27 protein-coding genes are annotated in these 26,718 nt (G+C 46.1%); 22 read left to right on the top strand and 5 right to left on the bottom strand.

Annotated features, from left to right (window positions below):
* Window positions 1–196 precede the first annotated feature (196 nt).
* The 4 genes from B5E53_RS00510 (at window position 197) to B5E53_RS00525 (ending at window position 2,677) form a co-directional block, all read left to right on the top strand.
* The gene (locus B5E53_RS00510; RefSeq protein ID WP_242963459.1) at window positions 197–1,180 is read left to right on the top strand and encodes an Rpn family recombination-promoting nuclease/putative transposase; all 984 of its coding nucleotides are present in this window, start codon (window positions 197–199) and stop codon (window positions 1,178–1,180) included.
* Window positions 1,181–1,364: 184 nt separating this feature from the next.
* Complete coding sequence (locus tag B5E53_RS00515) at window positions 1,365–1,682, top strand: hypothetical protein (RefSeq protein ID WP_087311702.1); 318 nt, start codon at window positions 1,365–1,367, stop codon at window positions 1,680–1,682.
* Window positions 1,682–1,876, top strand: a complete 195-nt coding sequence (locus tag B5E53_RS00520; protein ID WP_087311704.1) for a helix-turn-helix transcriptional regulator — start codon at window positions 1,682–1,684, stop codon at window positions 1,874–1,876. Before B5E53_RS00515 ends, B5E53_RS00520 begins: the two co-directional genes overlap by 1 nt.
* 6 nt (window positions 1,877–1,882) lie before the next feature.
* Window positions 1,883–2,677 carry a type II CAAX endopeptidase family protein gene (locus tag B5E53_RS00525; RefSeq protein ID WP_087311706.1) on the top strand — a complete coding sequence of 265 codons (795 nt, stop codon included), beginning with the start codon at window positions 1,883–1,885 and terminating at the stop codon, window positions 2,675–2,677.
* A 151-nt stretch (window positions 2,678–2,828) separates the two neighbouring features.
* On the opposite strand, the gene B5E53_RS00530 is transcribed toward B5E53_RS00525, so the two are convergent.
* Window positions 2,829–3,692 carry a serine hydrolase gene (locus B5E53_RS00530; RefSeq protein ID WP_087311708.1) on the bottom strand — a complete coding sequence of 288 codons (864 nt, stop codon included), beginning with the start codon at window positions 3,690–3,692 and terminating at the stop codon, window positions 2,829–2,831.
* Window positions 3,693–3,789: 97 nt separating this feature from the next.
* Window positions 3,790–4,431, bottom strand: a complete 642-nt coding sequence (locus B5E53_RS00535) for a lactate utilization protein (protein WP_087311710.1) — start codon at window positions 4,429–4,431, stop codon at window positions 3,790–3,792.
* 216 nt (window positions 4,432–4,647) lie between these two features.
* Here B5E53_RS00535 and B5E53_RS00540 point away from each other — a divergent pair, with 216 nt between their 5' ends.
* The 14 genes from B5E53_RS00540 (at window position 4,648) to B5E53_RS00610 (ending at window position 18,960) form a co-directional block, all read left to right on the top strand.
* Window positions 4,648–4,986 carry a (2Fe-2S)-binding protein gene (locus tag B5E53_RS00540; protein WP_087311712.1) on the top strand — a complete coding sequence of 113 codons (339 nt, stop codon included), beginning with the start codon at window positions 4,648–4,650 and terminating at the stop codon, window positions 4,984–4,986.
* An 8-nt stretch (window positions 4,987–4,994) separates the two neighbouring features.
* Window positions 4,995–6,572 (top strand): FAD-dependent oxidoreductase, encoded by a 1,578-nt coding sequence (locus B5E53_RS00545; protein WP_087312193.1) that lies wholly within the window; start codon window positions 4,995–4,997, stop codon window positions 6,570–6,572.
* 46 nt (window positions 6,573–6,618) lie between these two features.
* Complete coding sequence (locus B5E53_RS00550; RefSeq protein ID WP_087311714.1) at window positions 6,619–6,951, top strand: (2Fe-2S)-binding protein; 333 nt, start codon at window positions 6,619–6,621, stop codon at window positions 6,949–6,951.
* On the top strand, window positions 6,944–8,071 hold the full coding sequence (locus B5E53_RS00555) for an FAD-binding oxidoreductase (protein ID WP_087311716.1): 1,128 nt from the start codon (window positions 6,944–6,946) through the stop codon (window positions 8,069–8,071). Before B5E53_RS00550 ends, B5E53_RS00555 begins: the two co-directional genes overlap by 8 nt.
* Before the next feature lie 100 nt (window positions 8,072–8,171).
* The gene (locus tag B5E53_RS00560; protein ID WP_087312195.1) at window positions 8,172–9,290 is read left to right on the top strand and encodes a tyramine oxidase subunit B; all 1,119 of its coding nucleotides are present in this window, start codon (window positions 8,172–8,174) and stop codon (window positions 9,288–9,290) included.
* A gap of 37 nt (window positions 9,291–9,327) precedes the next feature.
* Entirely contained in the window at window positions 9,328–10,152 is an 825-nt protein-coding gene (locus tag B5E53_RS00565; RefSeq protein ID WP_087311718.1) for a helix-turn-helix domain-containing protein, read from the top strand.
* A 17-nt stretch (window positions 10,153–10,169) separates the two neighbouring features.
* Window positions 10,170–10,517 (top strand): P-II family nitrogen regulator, encoded by a 348-nt coding sequence (locus B5E53_RS00570; protein ID WP_087311720.1) that lies wholly within the window; start codon window positions 10,170–10,172, stop codon window positions 10,515–10,517.
* Between the two features lie 32 nt (window positions 10,518–10,549).
* On the top strand, window positions 10,550–11,953 hold the full coding sequence (locus B5E53_RS00575; RefSeq protein WP_087311722.1) for an APC family permease: 1,404 nt from the start codon (window positions 10,550–10,552) through the stop codon (window positions 11,951–11,953).
* 119 nt (window positions 11,954–12,072) lie between these two features.
* A complete protein-coding gene (locus tag B5E53_RS19615; protein WP_242963460.1) occupies window positions 12,073–14,352 on the top strand; it encodes a type IA DNA topoisomerase in 2,280 nt (759 codons plus the stop codon).
* 81 nt (window positions 14,353–14,433) lie between these two features.
* Window positions 14,434–15,108, top strand: a complete 675-nt coding sequence (locus B5E53_RS00585; RefSeq protein WP_087311724.1) for a UDP-N-acetylglucosamine pyrophosphorylase — start codon at window positions 14,434–14,436, stop codon at window positions 15,106–15,108.
* 60 nt (window positions 15,109–15,168) lie between these two features.
* Window positions 15,169–16,203, top strand: a complete 1,035-nt coding sequence (locus B5E53_RS00590) for a hypothetical protein (protein WP_140401415.1) — start codon at window positions 15,169–15,171, stop codon at window positions 16,201–16,203.
* 267 nt (window positions 16,204–16,470) lie between these two features.
* The gene (locus tag B5E53_RS00595) at window positions 16,471–17,175 is read left to right on the top strand and encodes a hypothetical protein (protein WP_087311728.1); all 705 of its coding nucleotides are present in this window, start codon (window positions 16,471–16,473) and stop codon (window positions 17,173–17,175) included.
* A 17-nt stretch (window positions 17,176–17,192) separates the two neighbouring features.
* Window positions 17,193–18,203: a GGGtGRT protein gene (locus B5E53_RS00600; protein WP_087311730.1), complete on the top strand. Its 1,011-nt coding sequence runs from the start codon at window positions 17,193–17,195 to the stop codon at window positions 18,201–18,203.
* 529 nt (window positions 18,204–18,732) lie between these two features.
* Window positions 18,733–18,960, top strand: a complete 228-nt coding sequence (locus tag B5E53_RS00610) for a hypothetical protein (protein ID WP_087311734.1) — start codon at window positions 18,733–18,735, stop codon at window positions 18,958–18,960.
* Between the two features lie 39 nt (window positions 18,961–18,999).
* On the opposite strand, the gene B5E53_RS00615 is transcribed toward B5E53_RS00610, so the two are convergent.
* Window positions 19,000–19,233, bottom strand: coding sequence for a helix-turn-helix transcriptional regulator (locus B5E53_RS00615; protein ID WP_343215567.1), 234 nt, complete (start codon window positions 19,231–19,233; stop codon window positions 19,000–19,002).
* A gap of 235 nt (window positions 19,234–19,468) precedes the next feature.
* Here B5E53_RS00615 and B5E53_RS00620 point away from each other — a divergent pair, with 235 nt between their 5' ends.
* The 3 genes from B5E53_RS00620 (at window position 19,469) to B5E53_RS00630 (ending at window position 22,988) form a co-directional block, all read left to right on the top strand.
* Window positions 19,469–19,864, top strand: coding sequence for an FHA domain-containing protein (locus B5E53_RS00620; RefSeq protein ID WP_242963474.1), 396 nt, complete (start codon window positions 19,469–19,471; stop codon window positions 19,862–19,864).
* Window positions 19,865–20,079: 215 nt separating this feature from the next.
* The gene (locus tag B5E53_RS00625; protein ID WP_087311738.1) at window positions 20,080–22,107 is read left to right on the top strand and encodes a hypothetical protein; all 2,028 of its coding nucleotides are present in this window, start codon (window positions 20,080–20,082) and stop codon (window positions 22,105–22,107) included.
* Window positions 22,104–22,988, top strand: coding sequence for an SH3 domain-containing protein (locus B5E53_RS00630; protein WP_087311740.1), 885 nt, complete (start codon window positions 22,104–22,106; stop codon window positions 22,986–22,988). The genes B5E53_RS00625 and B5E53_RS00630 overlap by 4 nt, the downstream gene beginning before the upstream one ends.
* Before the next feature lie 170 nt (window positions 22,989–23,158).
* On the opposite strand, the gene B5E53_RS00635 is transcribed toward B5E53_RS00630, so the two are convergent.
* The gene (locus tag B5E53_RS00635) at window positions 23,159–23,578 is read right to left on the bottom strand and encodes a MarR family transcriptional regulator (RefSeq protein WP_087311742.1); all 420 of its coding nucleotides are present in this window, start codon (window positions 23,576–23,578) and stop codon (window positions 23,159–23,161) included.
* Between the two features lie 781 nt (window positions 23,579–24,359).
* Entirely contained in the window at window positions 24,360–25,502 is a 1,143-nt protein-coding gene (locus tag B5E53_RS00640) for an acyl-CoA dehydrogenase family protein (RefSeq protein WP_087311744.1), read from the bottom strand.
* Between the two features lie 425 nt (window positions 25,503–25,927).
* Here B5E53_RS00640 and B5E53_RS00645 point away from each other — a divergent pair, with 425 nt between their 5' ends.
* Window positions 25,928–26,704, top strand: coding sequence for an enoyl-CoA hydratase-related protein (locus tag B5E53_RS00645; protein WP_087311746.1), 777 nt, complete (start codon window positions 25,928–25,930; stop codon window positions 26,702–26,704).
* Window positions 26,705–26,718 lie beyond the last annotated feature (14 nt).

Consider the following 26,718-nt stretch of genomic DNA (forward strand, 5'->3'; position numbering starts at 1 on the left):
GGGCGAATCCGTATGTGCCCTTGCGTCATTGTCTGTCCGAGCGGATAGCTGCTACCACCTTTACAAATCCCAAATTTGCAGAAAAAAAGTATAGTATTTTTTAATTTTTTATGATAATATAAAACTATAATCGATGCAGGAAGTCTTGTAAGGATTTCCTCCTGTTTTACGAGGTATCTGGGAAGGGAGGGATATTATGGGACAAAAAGATTTATCTGAAAAGATACTTGCAGATTACAATGATGTGTTTGCGGATATCGTTAATGTTCTTGTTCTGGAAGGAAGACAGCGGATCGATCCGGATGATCTGACGGCGGCAGCCGTTCATTCGCAGTATAAAGCGGATGATGGCGTTCTCCATGAGCAGGAAAGGGATGTCTCCAAATACTGGAAGAAACAAAAGATTCACATGGCTTTGTTTGGGATAGAGAACCAGACAGACATTGAAAAGAATATGCCGTTTCGTGTCATCGGATATGACGGAGCAGCATACCGTCGGCAGCTGTTGCAAAAGAGGAAGCCTGTTCCGGTCATTACTTTGGTGCTGTATTTTGGAACGGAGAAAAGATGGAACGAACCCTGTTCTGTCAAAGAACTTCTGGATATCCCGGAGGATCTGGACAAGTATGTCAGCGATTACAGCATGCACGTGTTTGATATCGCGTGGCTGACGGAAGAACAGCTGGCCATGTTTGAAAGTGATTTTGGCATTGTGGCGAATTTTTTCGTTCAAAAGAGAAAAAATGAAGATTATGTACCTGATGATAAGCGTATGATTCAACATGTGGATGAAGTACTGAAGCTGTTGTCTGTAATGACAGGAGATAACAGATATGCCAGTATTTTATCTTTTGAGAAAGAGGGGGTGATGACTATGTGTGATGTCGCGGAAAGATTAGAGCAGAGAGGAATAAGGTGCGGCATAGAGCAAGGAATCGAGCAAGGGATAGAGCAGGGAATCGAGCAGGGGATAGAGCAGGGGATAGAGCAGGGAATCGAGCAGGGGATAGAGCGTGGTGTACAGATAGGAAAGATGCATTTGTATCGACTGGTTGCCGGCGGAAAGCTTGAGGTATTGGATGCTGCCCTGGAGCTTGGGCTGACGGAAGAAGAATTCATCAATGACATGAGGAAAGCCGGTTATGGGACAGAGACCGGTAAAGAAGGGCAGGATAAATAAAATTATTGGCACCGGCTGTGGAGTGGCACCGGAAGAGAAATCTTTTGGAGTTTAATGCAGCCGGTGTTTTTTTTAGGAATTTTCTGCATTTATTAAAATGAAAAGTAAAAAGTTTTTGACATTTTTTGAAAGGATGATATAATCAAAATGTAAAGAACTTTTGTCATTTCAAGGAGGTGCTGTTATGAGAAGAAGGAAGAATTTAGATGAGATGGAACAGGATATTTTAGTTCGGAGTATGGTTTGCGCTTACAAGTTTATGTTGATTGTGCTCTGTGTGTGGGTCATTGCAGGATTTTTTCTGAAGATTTCGGTGGTTCTGCCGGGATATATTCTTGTGGGGCAGGCGTTGGTACGTTTTATCTCAGAACAGATTTATAAACGAAGTGTGGATGATGAGCGATGGATACGCAATAGTATTGTTCTGTTATGTGGAATAGCTGTTGGTATTTTTATTATTCTGTTTATACCGCTGGCATATATTGGAATGGGAGCATTGTGATGGAGAATAATATACGTAAACTGCGAAAAGAAAAGGGAATGCGACAGGAAGATTTGGCCAGATCCCTGGGGGTCTCCCGTCAGACCATCAACGCCATAGAAAATAATAAATATAATCCCACACTGGAACTGGCCATGAGGCTGGCAAGGTTCTTAAATACCACAGTGGAAGAATTATTTATACTGGAGGACTGAAGCACTATGTCTGAATATAAGAATAGAAGAAAGATACTCTCTTGTCTGACCATTGCTGTAAGTTACGTGCTTGTGGCTAAAATATCAGGTGTGGCGCTGAAAAATTTGGCTGCTGTTTATAATATTCCATATCTGGAACTGATTCCTAAGATTATATGTGCAATATTTGCAATTCTGATCATGGGATATTTACACAGACAAAGCGTATTAAAGGGAACTCTGGAGTCCTTTTGGAAGGGGATTGCGACAGGAGGATTTTTAGGGGTTTATCTGCTGCTTATGATTATACTATTTTTCATATCAGATTTTTCAGCAGGCCAGTTAATTGAATCGTCCAGAGCGTTAGTTTTTATTTTCTCTATGTTCCTCACAGGATTTTCAGAGGAAATTATCTTTCGGGGCGTGATTTTGAATACATTGCGAGAGTCATTCAAAAAAGAAAGTAGAACAACTATTTATAAAGTGGTCATATTTTCCAGCTTAATTTTTGCGGTGATGCATCTGTCAAATATTTTTTCGGGAGTCCCTTTTAGTGCGGCGGTGATACAAATGGCTGGCGCATTTGGAGTAGGGTGTTATTTTGCGGCTATTTATATGCGGTGTAATACAATCTGGGTGACGATTGTATATCATGCCATGATGAATTTTGTCAGTTTGATGGGAACAGAGTTGATGGGAGAAGGAGATGCGGTGTCGACAATCTCGGGCTATGGTCCGGAACGACTCATGGGGCTGATACTTTATCTGGGGCTGACTGTCTATCTGCTCCGGAAAACAAAAATGCAGGAGATGATACATTGAAAAAATGGCAGCGAAAGCTGTATCAGCCCGTCAAACACAAAAGCTCTGTTCTGTACAGGATATGCTCCTGACGAAACAGAGCTTAAATCATAACAAAAATTATGACGATGATTACCGGAATTGCCGGCACTGCATACCGGCTGCAAATATTTTACAGCTGCGGACAGAGTTCTTCGTAGATGGCGTTCATCAGAGTTTTGCTGTCCCGGCATTCCGAGAGCATGGAAATGACGGCGTTTTGATCCGGAAAGACCATGGAATACTGGCAGTATTTTCCGTCGGCCCGGTACGAGTTATATTTGCCGCGCCAGAACAGATAGCCGTATGGGCCTGCGCCCTGCTGACTGGTACTTTCGTCGATCCATGCAGGGGAAAGAAGCTGACGGCCGTTCCATTTTCCCTTATTCAGATAAAACAGACCGAATTTGTGCAGCTCTGACAGGCTTAAAAACAATCCGCCGGCGCCGAAAGAATATCCGAGAGGGTCCATTTCCCAGGTGGGCTTCCGGATACCAAGGTGAGAAAAGAGTCTCGGCGTCAGGTAGGAAGTCAGGTCGCAGCCGGACCGGCGCTGCACAAGGACGCCGGCCAGATATGGTCCCACGTTGCTGTAGAGAAAATGAGTTCCCGGTTCATGGGGCAGAGGAAAGGCCAGAGACATTTTGACCCAGTCGTCTTTTGGGCAGGTAACCCTCTGCTCCGCCATAAGCTGCGGCCTCTCCTCGCCGAGAGACATGGTCAGCAGGTCCCGGACGGTGGATTTGGCCAGATTCTCGCTGACCGTGTCCGGAAGGTCTTCCGGAAAGGCGTCCACCAGTTTTTCATCCAGAGAGAGAAGTCCCTCCTGAACGGCAAATCCCACGGCGCAGGAAGTGAAACTTTTGGTGGCGGAATAAATGTTGCGTCGAATGTCCGGCTCGCTGTACCATTCGGCGGTCAGCCGGTCGTTTTGTGTGATTTTTACGCCCAGCACGCCCAGCGGGGCGGCAATGTCTGTAAAGGTTTCGATGTTCAATGCTGTTCCTCTTTTCCTGAAATAATAATCCTAAAATCCCGGGGCCTCCCGGGAAGATAATCCTTGAAATCCGATGGTTCCCCGCACAGAACGAATCTTAGAATCCCAGAGGTTCTCCCACAAGGATTACTTTGATCCTGTCCGGATAACGGGACATGCGGGTGGTGACAAAGGATGCGCAGATGGAAGAAGTAGAAGTACACTCTGCGCAGAACCCGGTTTTGGCACATGGAGTGTCAAGATTCAGCCGGATGGCGTTTGGCGGACAGGCGTGCTGGCGTATCCGGTCGCAGGCTTCTTCCACGGTAGCGCACATTTTATTCATACTCATCACGATGATCACATGTTTTGGGCCGTAACAGAGACAGCTGACGCGGTTGCCGTTTCCGTCAATATTGACGAGCTGTCCGTCGGCAGTAAACGCGTTGGAGCTCATGAGATAATAATCGGAAAGGATGTTTTTGGCGTGATATTCCCGTGCCTCCTGGTCATTTTTGGCCTGAGAACGGTCGATATATGTATAGTCCTCCGGATGGGACATCACGTAATCCAGCAGACCGATTTCTTTGATGGTAGCAGAGCCGCCGCTGCCCACTACGGAACCTTTTTCGATGAGGGAAATGGCCTTGGCGAGAGCATCCTCTTTGGTTGGACAGTAAAATGCCTCAAAATTTCTCCGTTTCATTTCTCCGATAATACGTTTGGCCTGAATAGCATAAGAAGATTCTTTTGGTGTCATAAAATACCTCCTTTATTGATTTGGTATTTTTATTATACGCACAAAAAAGAATTTCTGCAAATGATACCTGGATGAAAATGGTATCGTTTTTTACAATACATATGGCATAAGTCTTGCTAGAATAAGAGCGTGCTGAACAAAATAAAGAAAAAGGCAAGGAAGTCTGTACAGAGTCGTACAGACTTCTTTCTATTTTAAGGTGAAAAGAGGGAGTGTATGGAAGCAAGGATTAAAAGACACCCCATTCTGGGAGAAATCAAAAAAGGAAGAACTGTTACATTTACCTATGATGGCAGGGAAATAGAAGGAAAGGAAGGAGAGCCGGTGGCCATGGCATTAAAGGCAGCCGGAGTGCAGATACACCGATACACGAAAAAGAAACATGAACCCCGGGGCATTTTCTGTGCGATTGGAAGGTGTACAGACTGCGTCATGGTAGTTGACGGTGTGCCGAATACAAGAACCTGCGTCACTCCGCTGCGGGAAGGGATGAAGGTGGAAACACAGTATGGTGTATCAGCACAACCTTATGAAGAAAGACAGACAGGGAGGTGAGCAGAATGATCAAACGTTATGATTTGATCGTAATAGGAGCCGGTCCCTCGGGATTATCCGCTGCGATTGAAGCTGCAAAAAGAAAAATGTCTGTGATTGTTTTTGATGAAAATGAAAAACCGGGAGGCCAGTTATTTAAACAGATACATAAGTTTTTTGGTTCCAGGGAACATAAAGCGAGGATCCGGGGATATGTCATTGGACAGGAATTGTTAAAAGAAGCTTCAGAAGCCGGCGTGGAAGTGGTACTTCATGCCACAGTGACCGGACTGTATATGGATAAAGAGATCGTCGTTCAGATCGGAGATGCAATGTATCATTATAAAGGAGACGCCATTATCGTTGCAACGGGCGCGGCGGAAAATATGGTACACTTCGATGGATGGACATTGCCGGGAGTCATTGGAGCCGGGGCGGCACAGACAATGATGAATCTTCACGGAATCCGTCCGGGCAGCCGGATCCTGATGGTGGGAACCGGAAATGTGGGCTTGGTGGTGAGTTATCAGCTTCTGCAGGCGGGATGTGAAGTGGCTGCTCTGGTTGACGCCGCTCCGCGTATCGGCGGGTATGGTGTTCACGCCGCTAAGGTGGCGAGAACCGGCGTTCCTTTCTGGCTCTCCCACACCGTTGTAAAGGCGGAGGGAACAGACAGGGTGACCGGAGCGGTGATCGCGAAAGTGGATGAGAAATTCCAGTTTATCCCGGGTACAGAGAAACATCTGGATGTTGATACCATCTGCCTGGCCGTGGGATTGTCACCGATGGCACAGCTTTTAAAAATGGCCGGATGTAAAATGGATGACAGGCCGGGGCATGACGGGACAACGCCTCTTTGTAAAGAAAATGGAGAAACTTCTATTCCTGGTATTTATGCGGTGGGAGATGTCTCGGGCATTGAGGAGGCAAGCTCAGCCATGATAGAAGGAAGGATGGCTGGCATTGCCGCAGCTTCCTATCTGGGATATGAAGATGAAAAGAAAAGCGAAGAGGAGATCCAAGAACAGGAAGAATCGCTGGGGAGCCTTCGGAAAGGAATGTTTGCTCCGGAAAACAGAGGAAAAATACTGAAGACAACGGAAGAAGGCATTCCGCTTTCGGAAACTCTTCTGAAAAAGGGATATGTGGCTGATGAGGAAATCGAACGATTCCCGGGCGTCACACATAAAGTGGGTATTCACCCGGTGATGGAATGTACCCAGAATATTCCCTGCAACCCCTGTCAGGATGTCTGCCCGAAACACTGTATCCGTATCGGAGAAGATATCACAGCGCTGCCTCAGGTGGAAGAGGATGGAACATGCATTGGCTGTGGTCTCTGCGTGGCTTCCTGTTCCGGACAAGCGATTTTTCTCGTAGATGAAAATGCGGAAAACGGAATGGCAGAAGTGACGATTCCTTATGAATTTCTTCCATATCCGGAAGAAGGAGAAAAAGGAATCGGTCTCGGAAGAGATGGAAAAAAATTGTGCGTGGCGGAAATCGTGCAGGTAAAAAAAGCAAAGGCATTTGATCATACAGCTCTTGTAACCATGCGGGTACCGGGGGACATGGCCATGAGAGTACGATTTTATAAAAAAGATTAGAGAACTTCCCGGCAAAGAAAGAGCTATTTGTGAAAAAGCAGGGAGGATGAAAATTATGTCAGATCGAACAAGAAAACTGAGAGAATTTCGGCAGGAAGAAGATGACGACAGAATTATCTGCCGGTGTGAGGAGATCACAAAAGGAGAAATCCGGAAAGCGGTGCATGAAGGAATGTTTACACTCACAGAGATACGCCGGTATTTGAGAACGGGAATGGGGCTGTGTCAGGGACAGACCTGTTCAAAGATGGTCCGCCAGATTGTCGCAAAAGAGCTTCAGGTTTCGCCGGACACTTTGGAGCCGGCTACGGCGAGAGCGCCGATGCGACCGGTGGAAATGTGGGTGCTGGCAAGAGAAGGAGGTGAGGCAGATGTCTGAATGTTCAGATGTTATTATTATCGGAGGAGGCGTCATTGGCTGCGCCGCAGCATATTATCTGAGAAAAAGCGGTGTGTCTGTCACTGTTTTGGAAAAAAGTCCTCATATCGGCAATGGAGGCTCCGGACGAAACGGCGGAGGTGTCAGGCAGTCCGGAAGAGATGTGAGGGAACTTCCCCTGGCCATGTATGCTGTGGAACACATGTGGCCGTTTTTATCAGAAGAACTTGGTGTAAATGTGGAATATCACAAAGAAGGAAATCTTCGCCTGGGCAAGACAGAGAAGCATTTGGAAATTCTGCAGGGACTGACAGACCGCGCAGCGGCCTGCGGTCTGGGAGTCAGCATGCTGACCCGGGATGAGGTGAGAGAAATCAATCCGTATTTGTCAGAGGAAGTGATCGGGGCCAGCTGGTGTCCGACGGACGGACACGCCAATCCGCTGAAAACAACTCTGGGGTATTATAAAAAAGCCAGAGAAGCCGGGGCACGTTTTATCACAGAAGAAAATGTGCTGGCAATCCGGAAGATAAAAGGGAGAGCCAGACAGGTGGTAACGGAACGAACCGTCTATGAAGGAGAACATATTATTCTGGCTGCGGGCTATGAGAGCCGGGCGATTGCCGGGACTGTCGGAATAGATATTCCCATGAGCCACGTATTGATCGAGGCGCTGGTGACAGAAGCGCAGCCGCCGATGTTTGCGCAGATGCTTGGAACGGCGGATGCGGACTTTTACGGCCATCAGACAGAACATGGGTCCTTTGTCTTTGGAGGAGACTCCGGATTTGAGGCGGTCAATAAGGATAACGGACATATGGTGACATCCAGCATCACCGCATCCTGTACCTGCCGGGGGATCCTGAAATATATTCCGAAACTGGCTCATGCGAAAATTGTCCGTACCTGGGCCGGATATGAGGACGTCAGTTATGATGGCGTTCCGGTTATCAGTCCGGTGGATGAAGTGCCGGGATTGATTCTGGCCTGTGCTTTTACCGGACATGGTTTTGGAATCGCGCCAGTGGTGGGGATGCTTCTTGCTCAGCTGGCGAGAGAGGAAAAGCCTTCTCTTGATCTGAGTGAATTTCGATATGATCGGTTTAAACCGGTTATATGATACAAAATTCTTTACAAACGAAAATGAATATGATATGGTATGTGCGGCAATGGTGTCAGAATTTTTTTCTGGCACCATTTTCGTTTATGGAGGGATAAACATGAAATTTTTATATTTAAGTGAACCGGATATGATCAAAGCAGGAGTGAAAGATATGGCACACTGTGTGGATGTTATGGAGGATATGCTGCTTACGTTAAATCGCGGCGATTACGTCATGGGCGGTATGAATCATAATTCTCACGGAACACAGCTGATGTTTCCGGATCATCCGAAATTCCAGGGAATGCCTGAAAATGCGGACGACCGCCGCTTTATGGCAATGCCGGCTTATCTGGGAGGCAACTATCAGATGGCAGGAATGAAATGGTATGGATCCAATGTGGAAAACAAAAAGAAAGGATTGCCGCGTTCCATCTTAATGATGATGCTCAATGATAAAGATACCGGAGCGCCTCTGGCGTTAATGTCCGCCAACCTTGTGAGCGCGTACCGTACCGGAGCTGTTCCGGGAGTCGGAGCAAAATATCTGGCCCGGAAAAATGCGAAAACGGCAGCGGTCATTGGACCTGGCATCATGGGAAGAACGTCCCTCCATGCGGTGCTTTGTTCCTGTCCGGGCATTGATACCGTGAAGGTGAAAGGAAGAGGTCAGAAATCTCTGGAGGATTTCAAAGAATATATCCGGAAAGAATGTCCGCAGGTAAAGGATATTCAGGTCTGTGATACCATCGAAGACGCCGTACGGGACAGCGATGTGATCATTATGACGACGACAGCGGGAACAAAGGAATCAGAATATCCATATATTAATGGGGACTGGGTGAAAAAAGGAGCCCTCATCTGCATGCCGTCGGCCGGAAGATTTGATGAGAAATTTTTGACCGAACAGTGCAAACTGGTGGTGGATAATTACAAATTATACGAAGCGTGGGCAGAAGAATTTCCATATCCAAGTTATGAGCTGGTGGGAATTATCGGTTCCAAATTTACCGATCTGCTGCATGAAGGCAAAATAAAACAAGAGGATATTGTGGATATTGCAGATGTGATCAGCGGGAAAAAACCGGGACGGGAGTCAGAGGACGATATTATCATTTTCTCTGTGGGCGGAATGCCGGTGGAGGATATTGCCTGGGGAGAAACGGTTTATAAAAATGCTCTGAAAAAAGGAATCGGCCAGGAACTTCCGCTCTGGGATGTGCCGGATATGGCATAGGCTGCGCTGACAGGTTTACGGAGAAAAGGGTGAGAACATGAAACAGGAAAATATACCGGTAATTAAGCCGAGACAGCCGTATATGGCGGTGCGCACGGATCATTTCAAAAAAATTGGATTTAAAACATTCGGAATTTCACAATTCTATGAATTCTTTCTGGGAAATGATTTGGAAAATTGCCTGCAGGCGGTTCCGGATGGAAGTGTGGATCTGCTGTTTGAGATAAGCGAGAGGGAGATCCACACCTACATAGGAGGAACAGTGCTCAAGGCAAAGCAGTGGCCAATGGAGGCAGGCAGCCGATATTTTGGTGTACGTTTCTTCCCGGGACAGTGTATTCTTCCGGAGGACTTGTCCATAAAAGAGCTGATCAATGCCGATATCGAAATCGATGGAAATTATCTGGGAAACAGGCTGACGGACAGGATTCAGGAGGGACATACACTGGAAGATTGGGCCCGGATATTTCTTACATATTATGGAGAGAAGGCTTTGAAAAAGCAGGAGGATAAGGGCTGGAACAGACTGGAAGAGTATGTCCGCAACAGGATTTATGAGAGCGGCGGTTCCGTGGATATGAGCACCCTGGAAAAAGAAACCGGATACAGCGCCTGCTATATCCGAAGAAGTTTTGAGCGGGTCCACGGTGTTTCTCCGAAAACCTTTGAAAAATTTATTCGATTTCAGAATACTTTGCATCATGTAAATTATAAAAAAGAAAAGACTTATGAAGAAATTGCGCTGGAATGTGGATATTATGACCAGGCGCACATGATCCGGGAATTTAAATTGTTTTCCGGTTTTACCCCGGAAGATTACCGGAAATTTATTGCCGGAACCCCGGTTCAGATGCTGGAATAGAAGAGGAGGAAACGATCATGAGTGAATTATCAAAAGTTGAAATTATTACAGGAATGTCTAAATTTACCAATCTGAAAGCTGCGTTGAGCCGTGCCGGAGTCCGTGGGATCACGGTGACTCAGGTACTGGGCTGCGGTATTGAAAAAGGAACCCGGGAATATGAAGTGGAGGAAGGATATGAGATGGAATTACTTCCGAAGCAGCAGATTTCCATTGTGGTGGAGAGTGATAAGGTGGATGAGATCGTGGAATTGGTAAAACAGGAGTTGTACACGGGCCATATCGGTGACGGTAAGATCTTCGTTTACAAGATCGATAACGTGATCCGGGTAAGGACCGGGGATGAGGGAGCAGAAGCCCTGTAGAAATCGGCGGACAAAAAAGAGGTGAAAACGATATGGAAGAAAAGAAACTGGGACTGGGAAGTGTGATATCTGTATCAGTGGGACTGGTAATTGCCACCAGCTGTCTGGTCTCTCTTGGACAGGGAGCCGGCACAGTGGGCGTTATTTTTATCGTGGCTATGATCGTGGCCTGCCTGTTGAATATGACAACCATCGCTTCCCTGTCGGAATTGAATGCGCTGATGCCTAACACAACAGGAGGATTGGCGCAGTATACGCTGGCAGCTCTTGGACCGTTCCCGACGCTGATTTCCATGGTAGGAGGATATTTATTCTGCAACGTTTTATCCTGCGGTGTGGAGGCATCTATCTTCGCTTACGCGCTGGGGGAAGTGATCCCGCTGCCGATTCCGACCATAACCTATACGATCATTGTCACAGTGGTGCTGCTGATCGCAAACTTAAATGGTGTCGATATGTTTGCCAAAGTACAGGATGCGGTAACCTATCTCATGATTGCATCTATGGTTATCATGGGGATTATCGGTGTCCTGGGTCTGGGAACCGGAGAAAAAGTCAATCAGCCGATGAATATGACGACGGATATCCCGACCATTGTGTCCATGACAGCGGTGGCATTCTGGCTTTTTATCGGCGCGGAATATGTGATTCCGGTATCAAAAGAAGTCAGAAACGCAAAACGGAATGTTCCCCTTGGAATGTTTCTGGGACTTGGAATCATCTGTGTGGTCCAGTCCATCCTTGTGCTGGGATTTCACAATTACACTCCGTGGGCGGAATTGGCCAATTCCGCAGCGCCGCATATGCTCTATGGCGAAAATCTTTTGGGAAACGCAGGAAGATTGTGGATGGTCTTTGTGGCAGCGCTGGCGTTGATCAGCAGCCAGAATTCCGGAATTAACGGGCTGGCAAGCATCTGTCAGGGAATGGCCAAGATGAATATGATGCCCCAGTGCTTTGCCAAAACAAATAAGAAAAAAGTGCCTTATGTCGGCGTATGGTTTGTGAGTATCCTTATTTTGATTTTTGCTTTTTTGAGTAATAATTCTTCCGATGCCATCAGCTTTTTCATACTGGTGGCTTCGGTATTCTGGATGGTTTCCTATATATTCGCGCATATTGATGTGCTGATTTTAAGAAAACGACTGCCTAAAGCGCCGCGTTCTTTTAAAGTACCGCTGGGACCCCTGTTTCCATGTATCGGCATTATTGGAACTGCCTATATGATTCTGAATATTTCCACAGATCCGGCGGAAAGAAACGCCATATGGCTGATCACGATCCTGGTATTTTTGATTCTCGGAATTTATTCTGTTTTCTGGATTAAATTCAAAATGAAGATGCCGGTATTCAAAAGTGTGCCGGTTCCCAAAGTACTGGCAATGGAGAATGATATGTATTATCTGATTCGCAAAAGAAGAGGAATCTGTAAATAAATTATGTGGGCTGCCGCTATGCGGCAGCTCATTTTTTTACGGTATATTCCGTTGGATTTCAATGCCATTTGCCTTCAAAATGTGATATAGTATACACTTACAGACCAGGAGGTGTGTGAATGAAGAAATTAATACTTGCAGAAAAACCGTCTGTGGCCAAAAATATTGCCGATGCCACGGATGCCGTTCGCAAAAACGGATATTTTGAGGGACAGGATTATATAATCACCTGGGCTTTCGGGCATCTGTTGCAGCTTTACGACGCAAAGGATTACGACCCGGAAATGAAATCATGGAAGATGGAAAAGTTTCCTTACATACCGGGGGAGTTTCATTATAAATTAAAAACCGACGGTAAACACAAAGATCAGCCGGACGCCGGCGTAGTCCGCCAGATGAATATTATCAGATCACTGGCCATGCGGCAGGATGTGGAGAGCATTATTTCCGCCACAGACGACGACCGGGAGGGGCAGATCATCGCCGATGAGATCCTGGATTATTTACATACCGGGAAACCGGTGGAGCGGATCCTCTTAAATGAATGGACGGCGGCGGAAGTACAGAGGGGGCTTGGAAGTCTGAAACCCAACGAAGAAATGCAGCCGCTGCAGGATGCAGGATTCGGAAGACAGATTGCCGACTGGCTCATCGGTATCAATCTCACATCGGTGGCGACCCTCAAATGCCGCAGCGGCAAAAACAGCCGTCTTCTGAATATCGGACGGGTGCTGATGCCGACGTTGAAGATCATTTATGACAGAGATAAAGAAATCCGTGATTTTAAGGTAACAAAATATTATAAGTTAAAAGGGATTTTTGAAACTGATGCTAAGAAAAGGTTCGAGGGCATATATTATGTAAAGAAGAATGAAAAATTTGATTCTCCGGAGGAGCTGGAACAGATCCGCAGACAGATAGAAGGACATCCGGCGGAGATTACGGATAAAAAGGTGACAAAAAAGAAAGAATATGCTCCATATCTGTTTAATCTCTCCAATCTGCAGGGATTTATCACCAGTAAATATAAGGGTTGGACTTCGGACCGGGTCCTGAAGACCGCCCAGGACTTATATGAGAAAAAGCTGATCACTTACCCGCGAACCGCCAGCGTGGTGCTGGATGAAAGTCTTGTGGGAAAGGCCAAAAAAGTGCTGGAGATTCACAGGCAGACAAGCCCGTATCAGGAACAGATGAAGTTCCATACTTCAAAGCGGATTTTTGACAGCAAGAAGGTGGAGAGCCATTCCGCTATTATCCCCACTTATATGGTGCCGAAAAATCTCAGTGACTCAGAGCGTATTGTCTATGAGGCGGTCCGTACCCGGTTCCTGGCCCAGTTTATGCCGGTGGCCGTGGCGGAGGACACGGTGCTCACCCTCCATATGCTGGAGAAGACCGGCGGGACGGCCGGTGAATGGCAGCCGGAAAAAAATCCGGAGACGGCGGATGCAGGGACGTCCCGGTCAACAGCTTCTGCCAGTTCTGAAAGAGGCAGGACGCAGCCCGGGAGAGCCAGAATGGACCTGCCGGGGCATTTTATCGCGAAGGGAAAGATCCAGCTGGAGCCGGGCTGGAAGCTTCTGGAGGGAATCGACGCAAAGGAGGTGCTGCTTCCTGAGGTAAACAAAGGAGATGTGGTCACCCTGGTCAAGGCGGAGGTGAACGAGGTGGAGAGAAAGCCTCCGAAACCTCACACAGAAAAAACGCTGCTCCGGGTCATGGAGACCTGCGGCAGGAAGTATGAGGAAAAAGATGACCAGGAAATGATGATGGCGATCTTAAGCGGTTTCAGCATCGGAACGCCGGCCACCCGGGCGGAGACCATTAAAAAATTAAAGGACGCCGGATATATCCAGGCAAAGGGGAAAAGTCTTTCCTGCACCGAACTTGGGACAAAGCTTGTGGAAACGTTTCCGGTGAGGGAGTTGTTTGATCTGGAGTATACCGGCAGGCTGGAAAAGACACTTTCTGACATCGAGAAGAAAAAACACACCAAGAAAGAGTTTCTGGATTTTGTCACGGAATTTGTGAAAACTTCCGTGGAGGAAATTAAAAACGACAAGAATTTCGGCTCAGCCGCCGGAACCACGCCCCTTCATGAAGGACCGGTGGGAAAATGTCCGGAATGCGGGGCGGATGTCATTGAGACAGAAAAAGCCTTTGGCTGCTCCCGCTGGCGGGAGGGCTGCAAATTTGCCATCTGGAAAAATGACTCTCTCATTACCTCTCTGGGAAAAAAGGTGTCGTACGAGATGGTAAAAATCCTTCTGGAACACGGCAAAGTCGGCTTCCGGGGATGCATAAGCAAAAAAGGAAACAAGTTCTCCGCTTATTTCTTTTATGAAAAGGATGAAAAGACAGGAAGATACCGGTGGAGGCTGGAATTTATTGATTGATTCCCGCCAGAACCTTTGTTAGAATAGAGTTGTTAAGTTTTATGTGGGAAAGGAGAGACTGGTCACCAGTCAGTAAAAAGTATGCAGAGAGTAACTAATCAGGCGTTATTTCAACATTTAGATAAAACGATTGCTTCCGTATTATTTGAGGAGAATACGTATCCGTGGGAGATTCTGCCAAAGATCCATGATTTTATCCTGGAGGTGGGAATGCTCCTTTCGAAGGACGAGTATGACGAGATCAAAGAGCATGTGTGGGTGGCAAAGTCCGCGACGGTGGCACCGACGGCGTTTATAGGCGGACCAGCCATCATTGGACCGGAAGCAGAGATCCGGCACTGTGCATTCATCCGCGGCAACGCCATCGTCGGCGAGAAAGCGGTGGTGGGGAATTCCACCGAGTTAAAAAATGTGATTCTTTTTGACCGGGTGCAGGTGCCGCATTATAACTATGTGGGAGATTCCATTTTAGGATATAAGTCCCACATGGGAGCAGGTTCTATCACCTCCAATGTGAAGTCTGACAAAAAACTGGTGGAAATCCGTATCGGCGATTACAAAATTGAGACCCGCATGAAAAAAGTAGGCGCCATGCTCGGAGACTATGTGGAGGTGGGCTGCGGTTCCATCCTGAATCCGGGTTCTGTTGTGGGACGTCACACCAATATCTACCCGCTTTCCAGTGTGCGGGGATATGTGGAGGCAAATTCCATTTACAAAAAACGCAATGAGATCGTGCCGAAAGACGAATATTAATGGACAGATCATGGATGGATCATATATTTGCCGGTAAATAAGACAAAACAGGAGATGGACATGAGAATTTCTTTTAGAAAAACAATAATGTTTGCGGCGTTTGGCGCTTTCACTCTCTGTCTGCTCACCGGCTGTGAGCCCTCAGAGAGGAAAGTTGTCTCCTCCTCCTATTACAAAGAACTGCAGGAGGAGAACGAGAAACTGGAGCGGCAGATCGAAGAGCTGCAGGAGGAAGCCGCTGATAACGAACCGACAGTGGATGAAGAGCGTGCAGCGGATTATCTGGACAAAATTGCCAGAGACAGTCTGGTGCGGCTGGAAGTGGGCTATGCGGATAACATGGATGGCAGCGAATTTGTGGACAATGAGGCGGCCTTCACCTTTGCGACCCTTCTGGCAAAACGGGCAGATCTGACCCGAAAGTACACTCCGGAAGAAGTGGAGGAAAAATACGGTCCGGGTTATGAATACATTTTATATGACGAGGACAATGCCGTTTATGAAGTGTATGTATATGGCGGAAATTATGTGGTGTTCACCGACCTGCCAAATAATGTGTACTATGTTTATAATGCTTCGGCTCTGGGCGACGCGTTTCTTCATTACAGAAACGGTTATCCGAATTCCAGCCTGCTGCACCGTCTGGCAGATTCCGCTCTGATCATTGATAAGAACGGGATGTTTTATGAGAATGAGACGGCGTTTTCCGCAGCGAATCTCATTGATCAGATGGAAAAAGAAAGCTCCAGCCGGAAAGAGGCACGAAGAACCTGGCGGCAGGAGGAAAAGGAAGAGAAGGGCTCCGGAAAACCGACCCCGGTAGTCTATACCTTTTATCATCATGGCAATACCATGGTGCTCACCATTTTTGACAGTTTCTATAATATCCAGAATATGGATGGAAAGAAGACCTGGTACAAAGCTTCAGAGGAAGATGTGAATCAGCTAAAAGACGTCTTTGATCAGGCGGCAAAAGAAATGCAGGAGGAAATCGGGGAAAAACAGCAGGACAGTGAGAAAGAGACGGAAGAACCATCCCATTCCAGCGAGATAGAAGAGGAGAGCGATGTGAGCGCTCTGGACGAAGAAGAATAAAAATTGAGAAGAAGACCGGCGCGGATAAAGATCTGCAGCCGGTTTTTTCTGCGAAAGGTATTCATATTTGACGGGAGAGTTCCCATAGGAGAACAATATTTTGACAAAATAAAAACAAAAATGTTCCTCAAATCAAAAAAAACTATGGACGAATTGCGTAATTTATGAGAAAATAAATTACATGTGAGGACGTTTGTCTTGACTTAGGGATTACATACATAAGTCGATCACAAAAACAAATCAATTAAAACCGAAAGGAGTAATAACATGATTATTTCACAAGAAGTCGAAAATATGTGTCCAGTAGCTCAGGGCGTACATCACGGAGCCGCTCCTATTCCAGAAGAAGCAAAATGGGTGAAAGCCAAAGAAGTAAAAGACATTTCCGGTTTTACACACGGCATTGGCTGGTGTGCTCCTCAGCAGGGTGCCTGTAAGTTAACTCTTAATGTCAAAGAAGGTATCATCCAGGAAGCACTGGTGGAGACCATCGGATGTTCCGGTATGACACACTCCGCAGCTATGGCTTCCGAGATCCTTCCGGGTCTTACCGTTATGGAAGCTCTGAACACAGACCTTGTCTGTGATGCGATCAACACAGCAATGCGTGAATTATTCTTACAGATTGTTTACGGCCGTTCTCAGTCTGCATTCTCCGAAGACGGACTTCAGGTTGGCGCTGGTCTTGAAGACCTTGGAAAGGGCCTTCGTTCTCAGGTTGGTACTATGTATGGTACTCTTCAGAAAGGACCTCGTTACCTTGAGATGGCAGAAGGTTATGTAACAGGAATCGCCTTAGACGAAGACGATCTGATTATCGGTTACAAGTTTGTAAATCTTGGAAAGATGACTGATTTCATCAAAAAAGGAGACGACCCTAACACAGCTTGGGAAAAGGCTGCAGGACAGTACGGACGTGTGGAAGATGCTGCCAAGATTATTGACCCTAGAACAGACGAAGTAATTGGTTAAGCAGGAGGTAAAGAATAATGGCATTATTTGAATCATATGAAAGAAGAATTGATAAGATTAATTCTGTATTAAACAGCTACGGCATCGCTTCCCTGGAAGAAGCTGAAAAGATTACAAAAGATGCTGGTCTTGACGTTTACGGCATGGTAAAAGGCATCCAGCCGATCTGTTTTGAGAATGCATGCTGGGCTTACACTGTAGGTGCAGCCATCGCTATCAAAAAGGGCGCAAAAAAGGCTTCCGAGGCAGCAGCAGCCATCGGTGAAGGTCTTCAGGCTTTCTGTATTCCTGGATCCGTTGCCGAGAACAGAAAAGTTGGTCTTGGACATGGTAACCTTGGTAAAATGCTTCTGGAAGAAGATACAGAATGTTTCGCATTCCTGGCTGGTCATGAGTCCTTCGCAGCTGCAGAGGGTGCCATCGGTATCGCAGAGAAAGCGAACAAAGTACGTCAGAAACCGCTCCGTGTTATCTTAAACGGTCTCGGAAAAGACGCTGCTCAGATCATTTCCCGTATCAACGGTTTCACATTTGTTGAGACAGAATATGATCCATACACAAACACTGTAAAAGAAGTATTCCGCAAATCTTACTCCGATGGTTTACGTGCAAAAGTTAACTGCTACGGCGCGAACGACGTATGTGAAGGTGTTGCTATCATGTGGAAAGAGAACGTTGACGTTTCCATCACAGGTAACTCCACTAACCCTACTCGTTTCCAGCATCCGGTAGCAGGTACTTACAAGAAAGAAAGACTGGAAGCAGGAAAGAAATACTTCTCCGTAGCATCCGGCGGTGGTACAGGACGTACCCTTCATCCGGATAACATGGCAGCAGGTCCTGCATCCTACGGTATGACAGATACCATGGGACGTATGCACTCCGACGCACAGTTCGCAGGTTCCTCCTCCGTACCGGCTCACGTTGAGATGATGGGCTTGATCGGAATGGGTAACAACCCTATGGTAGGTGCTACTGTTGCTGTTGCCGTTTCCGTAGAAGAAGCTGCTAAGGCTGGTAAGTTCTAAGAAAACGTATAAGTCATACAAACTGTCAGTTGAGATGGCAGATAAATATTTAGTACGAAAAAAACCGCATTGGTCCCTGGGACCGATGCGGTTTTTGAATATAATAGAAAAAATAACGCAGAAAAGAAAAATAGAAAGATGCCTGAGTTTAAAAGACTTAAAAAATATGACGGTATACAGCAAAAAAACCGGCCCCTCGGGCCGGTTTTTATAAAAAGAGAGAAAAGTATGAAAAAAATCTATCAAATAATTGCTTCCTGTTATTTGATGGTTTTATTCTACAGCAGGTTTGTGAACAGGCTGTGAGCGAAGAATGACGATTATCTGAAGAAAACTTACGGAAATGTGACGAAGCAGCCACAAAAAAAGAGTAAAAATGCTGTGATGACGGTAAATAAGACATATCTTACATCCTCGGATACGCTCAAATGTGGTATTTTATAATTATATCCGGAAAAAGAGGAAGCGGTTATACATGCGGATGACAGAGAGGCGAAGCTGACGGTACTAAAGAGAGGGGAACGAGGAAATGAAAGACTTATATGCGGTTATGGATAAAATGCTGATGGTGGAATCGGAATTGCAGGCGTTGGAAACCGTGACGGCAATTATGAAAGAAGGATGCAGGACAAAAGAAAGTCAGGAGATGGAAGACATGTTATATGTAATTGAAACATATCTTTTGGGTGTCACAAAACACCTGAGGAGCAGTATTCACAGCCTGGATGAATTTTTGGCAGAACAAAAAAGGGATTAAAAATAAGCAGTATCTTTCATATAAATTAAAAAATACTGCTTATTTTTTTGGATATTCTTTTTTTATGCTGCTGACACCGGTAATATAATCCATAGATACGTTGTAGAATTCGGCCAGAATGATAAGACTGTCCACAGGAATCCGTGTTTTTCCACTCTCATAGTCTGAGTAGGTTCTCTGCCCGATGTGGAGAAGATCAGCAATTTTCTGTTGTGTCAGGAAATGATCCTCTCTGATTTCGCGAATACGTTCATTATATTTGATAGCTCTCACCTCCCTGCCTGAGTAATAATAATATTTTTACAGAAAAATCTTTCTTTTTTATGTTGAACAAAAAAGAATTCTTTAAAACAGTATAAATAGAAAACAGTTTAGAATTGACAAATAGAGTTATAAACTCTAAGATATATGTACAAAATCTTGGATGAGGTAAAGGAAAGAATCATTGATGTTCATATGGTGTATACTGTCCGGAATGTTTATACTGTTTTTGGCAGCTTTGTGTTTGATGACAGGTTTTAAAAAAGGAATAGATGAGAAGAATACAGAAAATGCAGCGGTAAAACTGGGCTGCATCCGCGGAATAGATGGGGAGTACAGGGGGAGAGAGTTTTCGATCCATGCCGGAGATGAGATACGAATCGGAAGAAATGGAAGGGAAAATGATCTGGTTCTTGACAGTTACGGGATTGAAGAGAAACATTGCGTTATTGTTTATGAAGAGAATACAGAAAAATATTTGGTAAAGAATGTATCGGAACGGGGAGTCTGCCGGCTGGCGTCCGGTATCCTTTTAAAGAAGGAGGAGAGCGCTGTTCTGGAAGAAGGAGATCTTATTGATCTGGGAGAAAGTCAAATTTTTCAGGTGGGCGAAAGGAAAGTGGATGAAAATCACATCAGATAAAGAAGAAAGTAATTTACATATTTTTATAATTTTTTCTTTGTATTCTTGTAAAAAGTAGTGACATTTTGATTGTGATATACTATGATGATTTCAAATAGCATGTTCTGTATGAATACGCATCAGGGCGCGCCATACATGGATGGATCCTGGCGGCTGTTAAGTTTATAAAGTGGCTGGCAGAGAAACAGAATGAACGGAGGATAAAAGGTATCGTCATGAAAATTCCAGCGTTTTTCAATCAATGCACATCATCATATAAAAAATACCGCACCTGGAAACTTGCTTCCCGCCAGACTATCTGGTACAGAATCTGGAATCTGTTTCTGGATCTTTTCCTGGCCCTGGTGTCTGTTCTTCCGCTTTTGATGGTCATCTGCCGCAGCGTGCCGTTTTCTTATGAGGTCAATGACGACGCCACCATCGTGCAGATCCTCGATGGCTCTTATACGGGCACGCCGGACGGACACAGTATTTTTGTGCGATATCCCCTTTCGTGGATCATAAAAACCCTCTATGAAAAGAATCCGGCACTGCATCTGGGCAGAGAGACCTTTCAGAATGTAAACTGGTATGTGGCGGTTATCGTGATGCTGGAAGTGTTCGCGCTGACGGCTGTGCTGTTCCGGTTGCTGCAGTATTTTACATATAACCGCATCCTGCTCTGCATCCTTTATGATATAGGATTTGTATTTCTCTGGCTGCCGTGCTTTTCCAATATGACTTTTTCCACAGCGGCGGCCTTTATGGGCTGCATGGGCGTGCTGTTTTTCGGGCTCATGCGCCGGGAGGAGGCATGGCGGCCGTGGAATCTTCTGATCCTGGGCACATTGCTGCTGTCGGCCTGGTGTCTGCGGAAGCAGTGTTTTCTCATGGTGCTGCCATTTCTCTGTCTGGAACTTATTTTTAAATATCATATCCATTTTTTCCGTTCGGTAAAGCCGTGGTTTATCGGCGCATTTCTTGCCGCCTTCCTGGGTGTCGCCTTCTTTTGGGATGGTCAGATGTATTCTTCCCGGGAGTGGAAGGACTATCTCCAATATAATCAGGACCGGGCGTATCTCCAGGATTACGTGGGATTTCCCAAATATAATCAAAAACATAAAGCGTTTTATGACGCCGCCGGTATCAGCGAAAACGGCAGAGACGCCATGGCGAAATATACTTACTGCCTGGTGGACGGATTCAGCACCGACTGGGTGGAACAGACATGGCTTTATGTGAAAGGACAGAAAGGAGAACTGCCGCTGGCAGAGCGCATGGAGAAAGCGGTGCCCAGGGCAGGAAAGTACCTGCTGGAGGGAAGACAGACGGAGGAAAGTCTGAAAAAGGCGTCGTTCTATCCGTTTCTGCTGCTGATGCCGCTGTCCGTTCTGACTGCCCTATATCTGACGGTGAAAATGCTGCAGGAGCCAACGAAGAAGGTATCCCAGGATACAACATTGCCGGAGAAAAAAGGAAGAACGTTGCAGTCAGAAGCGATGGAAGAGTCGTCCATAACGAAGACTTTTCCTTTCTCAAATCGTTGGAACGTAATTCTTTCCTGTATCAAGGGTGCTGGCGGTTATCTGTGGACACTGTTGTCCATTGCCGCCATGAGCATTATTTTGTGGCTGGAATGGGTGTATCTTGCCATGAATGGAAGATTTCCGCAGCGGGTAGAGGAGACGATTCGGCTGCTGACCTTATGTGCGGGCGTGTTGTTTGTCTGTAAACTGCTGCATTTCTGGAAACGAAACCGGATGACGCATATTCCTGTAATCCTGCAGGTGGCAGTGCTGGTTCTGTTTTTAAACAGCGGTCTTGTGACGGCCCGGCTGACAAAGATACAGGGAGTACAGCAGTATCACCTGCAGTACGCGGCAGAGAAAGCCGAAGTGCTTGAATATTGCGGAGCCCATAAGGACAGCTGGTTTATTCTGGATACGAGAAGTTTCACGAAAATGTCCCGGCCGGAGGACGATCTCCATCAGGGCAACTGGTTCATGTCCGGGAGCTGGACGGCCTATTCGCCGCTCTATACAAAGAAGCTGGCGGCCGCGGGAACGGACAGCCTTGGTTCAGAGTTCCTTCTCAGAGATAATGTGTTCCTGATAACAAAGGGAAAGAAAAACATGTCGGCTCTTCTTGGTCTGCCGGAGAATCGACAGGCGGAGAGCGAGATTGTGGATGAGATCATGAGCAGCGGCAATAATTTCTATATGGTGTATAAGATTACAGGGATAACGGAGCGGAAAGAGCAATGAGGAACGAGAAGAAAACAGGGGAAAAAGTTTTTGGAATCCTGATGGACCTGTGCGCGGTTGTTGTTTTGGTCGTTGTGGCGGCAGGAACCTTCCGGTATATGAAGAGAGAATATTTTCCGAGGGAAACAGGCAGTGATTATGTGGACAAGATGGAGCGGGACGGACAGAGCGAAACCGGAGATTCCGGCAGGGAGGAAACAGACCTGTCCCAGCCTGCGTCCGCTCAGGTCCGTTCCGGCACCTGGTGTACCTTAAAGAGTAATTCTCTGGACGGGGTGCCTGTCTATCCGGAGGCGGGCGGAACTTTTTCGTCCGGCCTTCTGCCAGAGGGAAAATGCTGTGAACTGACAGGGACGCAGGAGTATGAAGGGGATGTCTGGGCGCGGGTGTCCTACTGCGGTCAGAGCGGATGGCTGAAACTGGAAGAGCTTCATTATATTTCCGGGGATGCGTGTTATATCCGGCCGGGAGATACGGTCTATGTAAATGCGCTGACAGAAAAAGGAATCAAAGGGTATAAGGCTCCGTCGTCCTCCTCGGAAATTGCAGAGGAAGGTATTGTTTACGGCACAGAATTTACGGTACAGGAATTCAAAAACGGCTGGGGGCTGGTGCAGACAGACAATAGTAAGTTCTGGCTTAATATGTATCATATGGGCAGCTATCCGGTAAAAAGCTGGAGAGTGGAGACTTTAAGCAGTGCAGCGGAGATCAATCTCAGGGAGGACCCCGATGAAGGAGCCGGAAGTCTTTGCAAAGTGCCGGAAGACACTGTGGTGACAGTGGAAAGATTCAAAAACGGCTGGGGAAAAATCCGATATGAAGGGCAGGAGGGCTGGGTGATGCTTCATTACCTGACGCCGGTGGAAGAGAATCACTAAAAATGCAGGAAATCATGAAAAAGGCAAAAAACAAACAGAGGCTGTGACAAAGGACTCGCTGTCTTTGGTGCGCTGCGAATATTTTCAGAGAAAATATATGTATGTTGCACCGGCAGAAGATCTTTGCCGCAGCCTCTCGTTTTTTAGAGAAAAGTAAAACTGTGTATTTCTTATGAGGAAGGAGTACTGAGTTTTTCCAGAGATTTTTTCAAAATATCCTGTTCCTCAGGGGAAAAAGCAGTCATCACGTCATCGTTGAACTGTTCCACTGTGCGAAGAACATCATCTTTCAGGGAAGCCCCCTTATCGGTGAGAACTACTTCAATGTAGCGGCGGTCTTTTTTACTGACCTGACGTTCGATCAGATTTTTTTTCTCCATTCTTTCAAGAACGCCGGAAATAGTGGAATTCTCCAGCTGAAGTCTGTCTGCGATTTCTCTTGGAGTATGAATATCTGTCTCCCAGAGATAATATAAAACTCCATACTGAACCGGTGTGACATCATAAGGTTCCAGACGGGCGCTCATGGCCTGAAAGACTCTGCGCTGCGCCGTTGTCAATAAATAGTTAATACAATGTGTTAATTCCACGATGCTTCTCCTTATCCCGTTAGTCTGCCGTCCGCAGTATGTCGTTCTTTATTATATCGAGAGAACACAGAATTCGGACAGCTAATAATTTGTATACTATTTATTATAAACAGGATTTTGGAACTGTCAAGGGCAGGTGAGGATTTGTAAATCTCTTTGCAGCCCACAGAAGGCTGCTTTACCGAAGACAAGGCATTGATAAAAGTTTTCCTCCTCCACTTCGGCAGACTGGTACCTGACTGTATTTCATCAATATAAATCAGACGCCTGCGCTCACAGTCGTCGTCAAACCATATCAATACCTCGTCTTCTCCAAATGCAGTCTGCGTGCATAGAGATTTACAAAGAATCCTGGCTACCCTGGCGAAACAACAGATTGTGGCAGTTTTTGACTATTAAACGGTCCATCAATGATAACAAAAATACCTGATTCAAACCGATACAAGAGCTAGCTGTGCGGCCTGCTCGGCAGGTGCATTCATGCCAGACAGACATGACCGTAAATTTTGGTATCCGCTGATTCATCTGTAGCCATAACCGGCTGTTTTGTCAGCGTAGTACAGGATTTTTGTAAAGGTGGAACAGAGGTTTCTCAACAGGCAGATGGCGTTTTGGACACATACGGTTTTCGGCCGCGAGCTGTGAAGGAGGACTGGGGAAGACATCTCACAAAGATATCCCTGGTCAGTCCGACTGAGGGTCGAGCCGGGCGGATCCGTATGTGTCCTTGCGTCATTGTCTGTTTGATCAGAGAATGGTTGCCACTTTTACAAATCCCAATTTAACGGAACAACGCGCCGCTGACGATCAGTTTCTGGATTTCGTTGGTTCCTTCATAAATCTGTGTGATCTTGGCGTCACGCATCATCCGCTCCACATGATATTCCTTCATGTAGCCGTTGCCGCCGAGCATTTGCACCGCTTCGGTGGTCACATGCATTGCTGCGTTGGTGCAGAGATATTTTGCTTTGGCAGCGGACTGGGTGTAGGATTTGCCGCTGTCTTTGTCAGTGGCCGCTTTATAGAGCATCCATTTGGCAGATTCGATTTCCATGGCAAGTTCGGCCATTTTGAAGGCCAGATACTGGTTTTTATATAATGGTTTGCCGAACTGTTCTCTTGTTTTCAGATATTCTTTCGCGATTTCAAAAGCGCCTTCCGCAATGCCGAGACCCTGTGCGGCAACGCCGATTCGTCCGCCGTCCAGTGTTTTCATGGCAAGTTTGAAACCGTCGCCGGAAGCGGTGATCATGTTCTCGGCCGGAACACGTACATTTTCCAGAATCATTTCAGAAACCTGTGCGCAGCGGATTCCCATCTTATTTTCTACTTTTCCAACGGTAAAACCAGGAGTTCCCTTCTTTACAACAAAGCAGGAGAGTCCTTTGGATTTTTTCTCCGGTTCGGTCAGGGCATAAACCGCGGTATATTCTGCAAGAGGTCCATTGGTATTGAAGCATTTCAGTCCATTTAAGATATAGCTGTCGCCGTCTTTCTCGGCAACAGTGATACATCCGCCGGCATCAGATCCGGCATTTGGTTCAGTAAGACCGAAAGAGCCCATGCATTTTCCGGAAAGTACATCCTGGAGAACTTCTCTTTTCTTTTCCACCGGTGCAGCGGAATTCATGATACTTCCGCCGTAAAGAGAAGTGCAGACGGAGTAGGCAATACCCATGGAGGCGTCCACTTTGGAAATCTCCTCCACAGCCAGTGCGTATCCGAGATAGTCACCGCCCTGTCCTCCTACTTCTTCCGGATAAGGAAGACCGATGAGACCCAGATCCCCCATTTTATGGAAGAGATCCATGGAAAATTCGCCGGCTTCATCTCTTTCTACAACGCCCGGTAAAAGTTCGTTGGTGGCAAATGTTCGGGCTGTCTCCTGAATGGCAAGATGTTCTTTGGATAATTCAAAATTCATAATACATTTCTCCTTTCAAATGTGTGATTGTGATAGTGCTTAACAACATGCATTTCATTTAGTATGTATAATAGTTTGCACGCAAACTATATAACAGACAAATAGTTTTGTCAACCCTTTTTATAAAAAAGTTCGTTTTTTTGATGAAAAAAAATCAAAATATTGTTGACAAATTGTTAATTATGATGCATATTATATGTAAAGTCAATTATTTGTACGCTAATTATTTAAAGAATAAAATATTTAATGCATTAATATTTTTATATAAAATCTATATGTTAAAAATCTATAACATCTTTCAGACATATTCCCGGACATCTTTGGAATGACAGAAATTTTCCCGGCGGATAAGATACCGGCCGGATACATAAAAAAGATAAAAAACAATTCTAAATAAAAGAACCAAAAGGAAGGAGAATTTTATAATGAAAAATATTATCGTCGAGGTAGAAAATGAAATCGCAGTGGTTACCATCAGCAGAGAGAAGTCTCTGAACGCTTTGAACAGTGAGACCCTCGCAGAGCTCAAAGAATGTTTTGAGAACATTGCGGCGAGAAAAGATGTGCGGGTGCTGATCCTGACAGGAGCCGGAAAGAAAGCGTTTGTGGCAGGCGCCGATATTTCCGAGATGGTCAATGCGACTCCGGCAGAAGGACGCAAAATGGGTATGCTGGCTAAAGAGGCGTTTATGCTTCTGGAGACCATGCCGCAGGTGACGATTGCCGCAGTGAATGGATATGCTCTCGGCGGCGGCTGTGAGATTTCCATGGCCTGCGATATCCGTATCGCTTCCGATAATGCAAAGTTTGGTCAGCCGGAAGTGGGACTTGGCATTCTTCCGGGATTTGGAGGAACCCAGCGTCTGGCCCGTCTGGTAGGAAAAGGAAGAGCGAAGGAGATTATTTTTACCTGTGATCAGATTGACGCCCAGGAAGCATACAGAATTGGCCTTGCCAATAAAGTTGTGCCGCAGGATGAACTGCTTGATACGTGTAAGTCCATGGCAGAGAAGATTATGAGTAAGGGAAGTTATGCGATTTCTCTGGCTAAAGAAGCGATCAATACCGGTCTGGAAACAGATTTGGCCAGCGGTCTGACTCTGGAGGCGGATTTATTTGGCCTTTCCTTCTCCACCGCAGATAAAAAAGAAGGAATGACAGCGTTCCTTGAAAAGAGAAAGGCGAACCTGACAGATTTTTGATCCGGAAGAAATCC

Source organism: Eubacterium sp. An11 (genome assembly GCF_002161065.1).
Lineage (GTDB): Bacteria > Bacillota > Clostridia > Lachnospirales > Lachnospiraceae > Anaerobutyricum > Anaerobutyricum faecale.

Bases quoted from the DNA above. Each gene is read 5' to 3' on its own strand.
- B5E53_RS00555 (WP_087311716.1), top strand. From the start codon at position 6,944: ATGTCTGAATGTTCAGATGTTATTATTATCGGAGGAGGCGTCATTGGC.
- B5E53_RS00630 (WP_087311740.1), top strand. From the start codon at position 22,104: ATGAGGAACGAGAAGAAAACAGGGGAAAAAGTTTTTGGAATCCTGATG.
- B5E53_RS00535 (WP_087311710.1), bottom strand. From the start codon at position 4,431: ATGACACCAAAAGAATCTTCTTATGCTATTCAGGCCAAACGTATTATC.
- B5E53_RS00600 (WP_087311730.1), top strand. From the start codon at position 17,193: ATGGCATTATTTGAATCATATGAAAGAAGAATTGATAAGATTAATTCT.
- B5E53_RS00610 (WP_087311734.1), top strand. From the start codon at position 18,733: ATGAAAGACTTATATGCGGTTATGGATAAAATGCTGATGGTGGAATCG.
- B5E53_RS00585 (WP_087311724.1), top strand. From the start codon at position 14,434: ATGCAGAGAGTAACTAATCAGGCGTTATTTCAACATTTAGATAAAACG.
- B5E53_RS00515 (WP_087311702.1), top strand. From the start codon at position 1,365: ATGAGAAGAAGGAAGAATTTAGATGAGATGGAACAGGATATTTTAGTT.
- B5E53_RS00590 (WP_140401415.1), top strand. From the start codon at position 15,169: ATGAGAATTTCTTTTAGAAAAACAATAATGTTTGCGGCGTTTGGCGCT.
- B5E53_RS00560 (WP_087312195.1), top strand. From the start codon at position 8,172: ATGAAATTTTTATATTTAAGTGAACCGGATATGATCAAAGCAGGAGTG.
- B5E53_RS00645 (WP_087311746.1), top strand. From the start codon at position 25,928: ATGAAAAATATTATCGTCGAGGTAGAAAATGAAATCGCAGTGGTTACC.
- B5E53_RS19615 (WP_242963460.1), top strand. From the start codon at position 12,073: ATGAAGAAATTAATACTTGCAGAAAAACCGTCTGTGGCCAAAAATATT.
- B5E53_RS00595 (WP_087311728.1), top strand. From the start codon at position 16,471: ATGATTATTTCACAAGAAGTCGAAAATATGTGTCCAGTAGCTCAGGGC.
- B5E53_RS00640 (WP_087311744.1), bottom strand. From the start codon at position 25,502: ATGAATTTTGAATTATCCAAAGAACATCTTGCCATTCAGGAGACAGCC.
- B5E53_RS00520 (WP_087311704.1), top strand. From the start codon at position 1,682: ATGGAGAATAATATACGTAAACTGCGAAAAGAAAAGGGAATGCGACAG.
- B5E53_RS00565 (WP_087311718.1), top strand. From the start codon at position 9,328: ATGAAACAGGAAAATATACCGGTAATTAAGCCGAGACAGCCGTATATG.
- B5E53_RS00510 (WP_242963459.1), top strand. From the start codon at position 197: ATGGGACAAAAAGATTTATCTGAAAAGATACTTGCAGATTACAATGAT.
- B5E53_RS00550 (WP_087311714.1), top strand. From the start codon at position 6,619: ATGAAAATTATGTCAGATCGAACAAGAAAACTGAGAGAATTTCGGCAG.
- B5E53_RS00625 (WP_087311738.1), top strand. From the start codon at position 20,080: ATGAAAATTCCAGCGTTTTTCAATCAATGCACATCATCATATAAAAAA.
- B5E53_RS00540 (WP_087311712.1), top strand. From the start codon at position 4,648: ATGGAAGCAAGGATTAAAAGACACCCCATTCTGGGAGAAATCAAAAAA.
- B5E53_RS00620 (WP_242963474.1), top strand. From the start codon at position 19,469: ATGACAGGTTTTAAAAAAGGAATAGATGAGAAGAATACAGAAAATGCA.
- B5E53_RS00525 (WP_087311706.1), top strand. From the start codon at position 1,883: ATGTCTGAATATAAGAATAGAAGAAAGATACTCTCTTGTCTGACCATT.
- B5E53_RS00570 (WP_087311720.1), top strand. From the start codon at position 10,170: ATGAGTGAATTATCAAAAGTTGAAATTATTACAGGAATGTCTAAATTT.
- B5E53_RS00575 (WP_087311722.1), top strand. From the start codon at position 10,550: ATGGAAGAAAAGAAACTGGGACTGGGAAGTGTGATATCTGTATCAGTG.